The organism is Pigmentiphaga sp. NML030171, assembly GCF_002188635.1.
Classification (GTDB): Bacteria; Pseudomonadota; Gammaproteobacteria; order Burkholderiales; family Burkholderiaceae_B; genus Pigmentiphaga; species Pigmentiphaga daeguensis.
Map to the genome: position 1 here is coordinate 1 of NZ_NINX01000027.1, position 7,971 is coordinate 7,971.

The following is a 7,971-nucleotide window of genomic DNA, read 5'->3' on the forward strand; positions in this document are numbered from 1 at the left end:
CCGGGAACTGCCCACGGCCAAGACCGTCGAGGATTACGAAGCGCTGTTGCCATGGAATCTGCATCCACAGGATTTAGCCATGGAGACCGTCGGCGCGTAAACCCATGGGGGTTATGGAGCGCTTACGTTGCCTTTACTTGCAACCAGGAACCTTAGCTAGGCTGAATAGACCCGGCCAGCATAATCGGGCGCGCTGCCACGAGCGCGCCTAAATGGCTAACACATATATGTTTTAGCAGCTTAAGAAGAAAAGCCGAGCTGTTCCGGGTGTCCGATCTTCGATGATAACTCGTATTATCATCGTTGCATTTTTGCTTGGTTTGGCCGCGAAATAGGTCGATAATTGGATATTTCAGCCATTCTGAACCGGTCTTTTCTTCATGCCCGATACCTCAGCCGCGCCGCCGGCTTCGACCCTCGACGACCTGCTGCGCTGCGGTGCCGACGAACTGCTGAATCACAATCCCCCTGCCACTGCGTACCACGAATTGTGGTCAAGGCTGTTTGCCGCGGCGCAGGCCGCAGCCGAGGATGCTCCAAAAGCCGCGGCACTCACCTTCCTGGCTAAGATATCTTCCATGATGCTCGAGCCGGACGACCGTGCCGCCTCGTTCAAACCTATGATGTCGAGTCCGACTGGCCGCACTACGCTGCCTGAAGACTTCACGGCGGCCGAGGTCGGACTCATGGCGGACCTCGCGCCGACAGTGCAACATCCGCTGCTGCGTGCCCGCTTGGCAGATCTGGTATGGCTCAAAGAACGACGCCGCGGCATTGCATTCGCTCACATGGCTATCGAGGGATACCGACAGCCGCCTATCAGTGATCCGGAATGGGACTTCGAGGCCTTAAAATGCCGTCAACGGGCCATTCAGCTGGCGCACACCACTGGTAAAGGCGGTGGCATACAGGCCGCCGAGGACGCCGGCGAGCTGCTGGGTGCGTTCTGGAACGCACTCGAGACCGGTGACCAGATAGCTGCGCTGCGCTATTTACGGCCGCTGCAGAGCGAGGGGCTGCTCCGGGACCAGTCGAGCCAGATCGCTGAAGCGCTCGAACGGGAGGGTCGCCGCCAGCTGGACGGCAGCGATCCATTCAGTTCCTTGCTTTTTGCCGAAGGTGCCGTAGTGTGGTTCAGCCGCGCACAAGATGACGAACGACGCGCAGCTGCGCAAATTCTGGTAGCCGAGAGCTGGGTCGCCCAAGCGGACAAAGACGGCTCCGGCATTACGACCCACCACTGCTACACAAAGGCGATCGACGCCTACCGCCGTGTATCTGCCCAGTACAGGGGCAAATTCGGCGCGGCCGATGCGATCGCTCAGCTTAGGGCGAAGCTGCCAGCTGCGGGCCAGGACATGCTGGCGCGTATGAAAACAGTCAGCCACAGCTTCGACATTAGCGACCTGGTAGCCGAGGCGGTGGGAAAGGTGCAGGGGCTGGCGCCCGACAAGGCGTTGTTCGCCTTTTGCAGGATCGCTCCATGGCCGAGCCTGGAAGCCCTGCGCCGCGAGGCCGAGATCCCCTTGAGCGGCATTGCCGCACTGTTCTCCAATACAAGCGTCGATGAAAACGGCCGCGTGATTGCGGTCGTAGACGGCGTCGACGACGCTGACAGCCGCGAGCGGCGCCTGGTGGCCGAAATGATCAAGGCGAGTGTACGCAGGGCCGATATTGCAGCCCGGGCCCTGATCGACCCCGCCCTGGATGTGATCCGGCAACAGTGTCACCTGTCCCCGCGGGACTTCTATGCTATCGCGCAGTTGTCGACTCTGGTGCCGGGCGACCGCACGGACCTCGTCGCTAAAGGGCTGTACGCTGGTTACTGTTGTGACTTCGTCCAAGCGATTCACATCCTCATGCCCCAATTCGAGCACATGGTGCGCGTGGTTCTCAAAGAAGCGGGTGCGCAGACTACCTCCCGCCAAGACGATATCGAAATGGAACTCGGGTTGTCGGCGCTAGTCGAACTGCCGCAGATGAAAGAGCGATTTGGAGAGCACCTGACATTCACGGTTCGCGCACTAATGTGCAAGCCACTTGGGCCGAACTTACGCAACAAGGTAGCGCACGGCCTCGCCGGCTCGAACCTGTGCAACAGCGGATATGGGATCTACGCGTGGTGGCTTATCCTCGCGCTCGTCGTCGAGGGCTTCCGTATGATGCAGCAGGCCGAGGAGGAGAACAATCCAGACAGTGCTAAGGATGCTTGACCATGGTAGGCGTAAGCACGTCGACTTGCCTGATCGTGCTGCAGGCTGGCCGTCATGCCGAAAAGAGCTTCTCAAAGTCGGGGTGCCAAAACGGGCTTTCACGGTTATAGAAATAGTACGCTGAACCGCCTGTATCGATGACTCCACGATGTGACGAACGCACGCTACTACGGCTGGCGAAGCCAATTCCAGCAACATGAGACCGACTGCTCGAGCTTAAAAAATCTTGGGCGACTTCGTGCAATTTGGAGGGCGGACCCGTTTTGTCATCCTCCCCGATCGATTGCAACTGATCATAGTCCAAGCCGTCTAGGGACATCAGTACGAAGCCTGCGCGGGCCTTGGTGAGCTGTCGTTTTGCTGCGTCCTTAGCAGTATCCAGCACGGCATCTTTGAACTCATCCATTGCAGACGACTGGATGGTTGAAAGGATCGCGCCACCCGAAAGGGATCCTAACAACATCGACTCACGATTCGCGGTACCGGAAATTTTATCCATGAGCTGGCGTAGTGCGCGCCGATCATCTGTAAGCGGCCAGCGGCCCCACCTTCACGGCAGCGTCAAGCCGGCGTAGAGTCCGCAAATGGCAGCAGCGAATCGATCTGGCTGTTCGGGCAGGTTGGAAGTTGTTCGAGCGTTTTGGCAAGCCAGCGGGCCGGATCCAGCCCATTGAGTTTGGCGGTGGCAAACAGGCTTTGTATGGCTGCGGCGCGGCGGCCGGCGCGTTCCGAGCCGGCAAACAGCCAGTTCTTCTTGCCGATGGCAATCGGGCGGATCGCGTTCTCGACCGGGTTGTTGTCGATCGGGAGGATGCCGGAGCCGGCGTAGCGCACCAGGGCCTGCCAGCGCTTGAGGGCGTGCCCAATGGCCTTGCCCGTACCGCTGCCGAGGGCGACGGTACGCTGCGTGGCCAGCAGCTAGGCGTGCAGTTCGTCCAGCGCCGGCACGGCGCGCGCCGAGCGCACGGCCAGGCGTCCAGCAGGGCTCAAGCCGGCGGCATCCTGCTCGATGGCATACAGCTGCGCGATGCGGCGCAGGGCTTCCTCGGCCACAGGGCTGCCGCTGGCGGCGTGCAGGTCGAAGAACTTGCGCCGGATATGAGCCAGGCAAGCCAGTTCGATCGGGCCCTGCGCAAACAGGGCCTTGTAGCCGGCGTAATCGTCGACCATCAAATGGCCACGCCAGTCCTGCAAAAAGGCGCGCGCATGGGCGCCGGCCCGGCTGGGCTGGTAGTCGAACACGACGATGGGCGGCCCATCCTCCCAGGTGCCGGAGCGGTAGGCCCACAGGTAAGCCTGCCGGGTCTTGCCGCTGCCGGGATCGAGCTGGCGCACTGGCGTTTCGTCGGCATGCAGGCATGTGCGCTGGCGCAGCAGTTCACCCAGGCGCTCGACCAGCGGCTGCAGGGCCACGCCGATGCGGCCGATCCACTGCGCCAGCGTCGAGCGCGCCAGCGGCACGCCCTGGCGCGCGGCGATTTGCTCGATCCGGTACAGCGGCAGGTGATCGAGGTATTTGCTGGCAGCCACCCAGGCCAGCAGGCCGGGTGCGGCCAGGCCGCCATCGATCACGGCCGGCGGCACTGGTGCCGCTGTCACGCTCTCGCAGGCGCGGCAGGCATACTGCGGCCGGATGTGGCGGTGCACGAAGAAGCGCGCCGGCTCCACGTCGAGCTGCTCGCTGACGTCCTCGCCGATCTTGACCAGGTTCGCGCCGCACTGGCCGCAGGCGCACGACTCGGGCTCGTGCCGGTGCTCGATGCGTGGCAGCTCGGGCGGCAATGCCTGGCGGCCGGCGCGCTTGCGCGCAGGTTTGACGCTGGCCTGGTGTTCCAGCTCGCCCTCGATGGCGGCCAGGTCCATCTCGACCGCTTCCTCGAACAACGAACGCTGTTCGCCGCTGAGCACTTCACTGGCCTTGCCGTAGCGGATGCGCTTGAGGTAGGCCAGTTCGTGCGTCAGGGCCGTGATCTTGAAATCCTTCTCGGCCAGCTGCGCTTGCTGCTGCCCCAGCGTCGCCTGCTGTTGCACCAGCATCGACTGCTGCTGCTCGAACAGCGCCCGCACCTGCGCCAGCACGGCGGGGGCGATGTCGGTGCGGGCAAGTGCGTCGAGCAGGTTCGTGGCCAAGAGTGTAGCGAGCCGGGCCGACGTTTACAAGCAAAACAGTTGACCTCGCCCCTATAGCCGCCACTGCGCCGGCGCCGGGGCCGACAGGCGCTGCCAGTCCACGCCCATCACCAACCATTGCCACTGCTCGGCGCTCAATTGCCAGCAGCGCTCTCCCGGCTGCGGCCAGACGAACTGGCCGCGGTGAAGGCGGCGCAGGCACATCCACACGCCGGTACCGTCCCAGCTCACCACCTTCAGGCGCGTGCGGCGCCGGTTGCTGAACACGTAGGCGGTGCCGTCGCAGGGCGCGCGGCCCAGCGCCTGCTGCACGTGCAGGGACAAGCCATCGACGCCGGTGCGCATATCAACCGGATCGAGCGCCAGCCAGACCGTAAGCGCCCGGCGAACCCGTGTTGACGCCGGAGCTCACGCAGCAGGCTGCCAGCGCTGAGGCAACAGCTCACCGATCAGATGGTTCTTCTGCGTCGGCAACCGCGTGAGCACGTCCTTGAGGTAACCATACGGATCGTGCCCGTTGAGCCGTGCCGACTGGATCAGGCTCATGATGGCGGCCGCGCGCTGGCCGCCGCGCAGCGAGCCGGCGAACAACCAGTTCGAACGCCCGATAGCCCACGGCCGGATCTGGTTCTCGACCCAGTTGTTGTCGATCGGCGCATGGCCGTCATCGAGGTAGCGCGTGAGCGCCTCCCAGCGTTTGAGGCTGTAGTCGATGGCGCGGGCCGTGCCCGAGCCATCGGGCACGCGCAGGCGCTGCGCCATCAACCAACGGTGTAGCGTGTCAGCGATAGGACGGGCCCGTTCCTGGCGTAGCGCCCGTCTGCGGTCGGGGTCGAGGTCTTGCGCCTCGCGCTCCACGCCGTACAGTGCTCCGAACAGCTCCAGTGCCTCGCCGGCGATCTGGCTCTGGTGGTTGGCGTGCAGCTCGTGGAACTTACGCCGGGCATGCGCCATGCAGCCCAGCTCCGTGATGCCCGCAGCGAAGCCTGCCTTGTAGCCCGAGTAGTCATCGGTCACCAGTTTGCCTCGCCAGTCCTCAAGGAACGTGCGGCAGTGCTCGCCCGCCCGGCTGGGCGTAAAGTCGTAGATGACCGCCCGCAGGCTGTCGTAGGCCGTCGGCGCATACGCCCACAGGTAGGCGCGATGCGTCTTGCCGGCGCCGGGCTTGAGCATCTGCACCGGGGTCTCGTCAGCATGCAGCACCCCTTTAGTGAGCACCTCGGCCTTGAGCGCATCTACCAGCGGCTGCAAGCGCAGCCCGCAGATGCCCACCCACTCGCCCAGCGTCGAGCGCGGCAGCGTCAGGCCCGCGCGGCTAAAGATCCCTTCCTGGCGATACAGCGGCAGGTGGTCGGCGTACTTGGCCACCAGCACCTGGGCCAGCAGGCCTGCGGTGGGGATGCCCTTGTCGATGATCTGCGCCGGGATCGGTGCCTGGATCAGCGTCTCGCAGTGCCGGCACACCCACTTGCCTCGGATGTGGTGCTCGACGGTAAAGACGCCAGGCGTGTAGTCCAACCGTTCGCTCGTATCCTCGCCGATGCGCTGCAAGGCGCAGCCGCACTGGCAGGTCGTGGACTCAGGCTCGTGGTGGATCTCGGTGCGCGGCAGGGACGACGGCAGACGCATGCGGCGCGGCTGCTGGCGCTCGATGGGGCGCCCGGCCACCTCCTCGCGGATGGCATCGAGTTCTTCCTCGATGGCCGCCATGTCGGCATCCATCGTCTCTTCCAGCAGGCTGCCCTGGGCAGCATCGAGCTGCTCGCTGCGCCGCCCGTAGCGCCAGCGCTTGTACAGCGCCAGCTCCTGCGTCAGTTGGTCGATGTGGGTCTGCTTGTGATGCAGAACTTGCAGTTGGCGGGCCTGCTCGGCTTCGTGGCGCGCAATGGCGTCATCTTTGCGTATCTGTTCGGCTTCGTGGCGCGCGATCGCTTCATCCTTGCGTGCCAGCGTGCCCATCAACTCGGCCGCCAGCGCGCGCAGTTGTTGCGCGTCCAGATCGTCCAGGGATGGGGCTGCCGGGTTCATGGTGCAAGTATCGCCCAGCTCCAAGGCCAACACCATTGGCACATTGCCCGATTGCGCTGGGCTACAGCACCGAGATCGTGCCCGCCTGACCCACGTGTTGCCAGCGCAAGCCCAGCACCAGGGCGTGCCACTGCTCGGCATCGAGGCTGACCTGCGGGCCGTGGATCTCGCTCGCCCACGTGAACTTGCCGCGGTTCAAACGACGCGCCGCCAGCCATACCCCGATGCCGTCATGCACCAGCACCTTCATGCGATTGGCACGCTTGTTCGTAAAGCAATAGGCATGATGCGGGCGGGCTGCGCCGAACACCGCCACCACACGGGCCAGGGCCGTGTCGGCACCGGCGCGCATATCCAGCGGCTGCGTTGCCAGCCAGATCGCATCGACGCGGATCACTTCAACCACTCGCTCAGCCAGGCCGCGCAAGTGATCGCATCGCTGGCCGGCCAACGTACCGAGACTTGCACGCTAGCTCGCCTGATCTCCAGTTCGATCGGCTGCCCGGTCCCTGGCGTGCGGCCTGCCGGCACCAACGGCACAAAGGCCGGCTCGGAATCTGCTCGCGCCTCGGCAATTCTGAGCCATTTATGCACCAGGTTCGCGTTCAGCCCATGCGCCAGCGCCACACTGGCTATCGAGCTCTGCGGTTCGCCGCACTCGGCTACCACCTGCGCCTTGAACGCCTTCGTATACGTTCGCCGTGGGCGAACCACGCTTAATTCTGTCCTGGTCATGGTGTCCACCTAAAGGAGGTGGACACTAGCCGGGGACAAAACTAGAGGGAAGATGGGTTCGCCGGGCGCTTACGCCAGACCGATCCGGGCAGCAGCTTCACCGCAGCTCCTGCAGCAGCCTGGCCAGCCATGCGGCATCGACGCCAGCGTCCATCCGCATGCTCCAGCCAGATGGGCTGCGCAGTTCCAGGGGAGCCGACGCTACCATGGTGCTGATGCGTACCGGCAGCAGTTGCGCGCCGCCGGCGGCGCGCTCGACGCGCCGGGCCCAATACTTCAGCCTCTCCAGGTCGATGTCGTGCTCGCGGGCATAGGCGTCGGCCGACAGACCGGTATTGCGCCAGTGCGCTACGCGCTCATGCCAGGTCGATGCGGGAATGCGTTGACGGGTCATGGGATCCTCGAAATAGAAAACCTCGAGTCTGCCCGTAGCCGGCGCTACATTACAGGTGGGTGGGCTGCACGCTTACTATGCAACAAAGCCCTGGAGCACCCAACGTCGGCGAACCGCAAAATGACAGCGGTTTAGATGGCGACGAACAGGACACACCGGGGAACCTTAGTAACGAAGCATATGCGCATGCATGTATTCCGCTGTTAATAGCACACGTGCTGGAGTAACAAGATGGCGTGTTGTGCCCCATCACTTACGAGGATCTTGCCGTCAGGCTTGGCCGCCGAAATAAGCATGGGATGCCCTCTCCACGCGGGCTTGGCCAAGTGCTTGGACAGGCTATGTGGGCTTGCCCCGTTACTCCGGACAGATCAGATGGCATGATCATGCCTGGAGAGCGAAGCGATGGCACGAAACAGAAGACATTTCACGGACGAGTTCAAGCGCGAGGCGGTGAGGCTGGCGGAACAG

Annotated in this window: 7 protein-coding genes and 1 pseudogene; 1 reads left to right on the forward strand and 7 read right to left on the reverse strand. The window is 63.7% G+C overall.

The genetic code is table 11. The features are described 5' to 3' along the window. Positions 1 to 380 precede the first annotated feature (380 nt). On the forward strand, positions 381 to 2,213 hold the full coding sequence (locus CDO46_RS09175) for a DUF4209 domain-containing protein (protein ID WP_087838249.1): 1,833 nt from the start codon (positions 381 to 383) through the stop codon (positions 2,211 to 2,213). Positions 2,214 to 2,265: 52 nt separating this feature from the next. On the opposite strand, the gene CDO46_RS27955 is transcribed toward CDO46_RS09175, so the two are convergent. The 7 genes and pseudogenes from CDO46_RS27955 to CDO46_RS09205 form a co-directional block, all read right to left on the reverse strand. Further along, entirely contained in the window at positions 2,266 to 2,712 is a 447-nt protein-coding gene (locus CDO46_RS27955; RefSeq protein WP_140416841.1) for a hypothetical protein, read from the reverse strand. A gap of 62 nt (positions 2,713 to 2,774) precedes the next feature. After that, a pseudogene (locus tag CDO46_RS09180) lies at positions 2,775 to 4,250 on the reverse strand (IS66 family transposase). Positions 4,251 to 4,394: 144 nt separating this feature from the next. Further along, entirely contained in the window at positions 4,395 to 4,709 is a 315-nt protein-coding gene (gene tnpB / locus CDO46_RS09185; RefSeq protein WP_087838250.1) for an IS66 family insertion sequence element accessory protein TnpB, read from the reverse strand. A gap of 42 nt (positions 4,710 to 4,751) precedes the next feature. Further along, complete coding sequence (locus CDO46_RS09190) at positions 4,752 to 6,371, reverse strand: IS66 family transposase (protein ID WP_087838253.1); 1,620 nt, start codon at positions 6,369 to 6,371, stop codon at positions 4,752 to 4,754. 61 nt (positions 6,372 to 6,432) lie between these two features. Continuing rightward, positions 6,433 to 6,777, reverse strand: coding sequence for an IS66 family insertion sequence element accessory protein TnpB (tnpB, locus tag CDO46_RS09195; RefSeq protein ID WP_140416843.1), 345 nt, complete (start codon positions 6,775 to 6,777; stop codon positions 6,433 to 6,435). After that, entirely contained in the window at positions 6,765 to 7,106 is a 342-nt protein-coding gene (locus CDO46_RS09200; RefSeq protein ID WP_140416844.1) for a transposase, read from the reverse strand. Before CDO46_RS09200 ends, tnpB (CDO46_RS09195) begins: the two co-directional genes overlap by 13 nt. Positions 7,107 to 7,203: 97 nt before the next feature. Next, on the reverse strand, positions 7,204 to 7,500 hold the full coding sequence (locus CDO46_RS09205) for a hypothetical protein (protein ID WP_087838252.1): 297 nt from the start codon (positions 7,498 to 7,500) through the stop codon (positions 7,204 to 7,206). Positions 7,501 to 7,971: the final 471 nt, after the last annotated feature.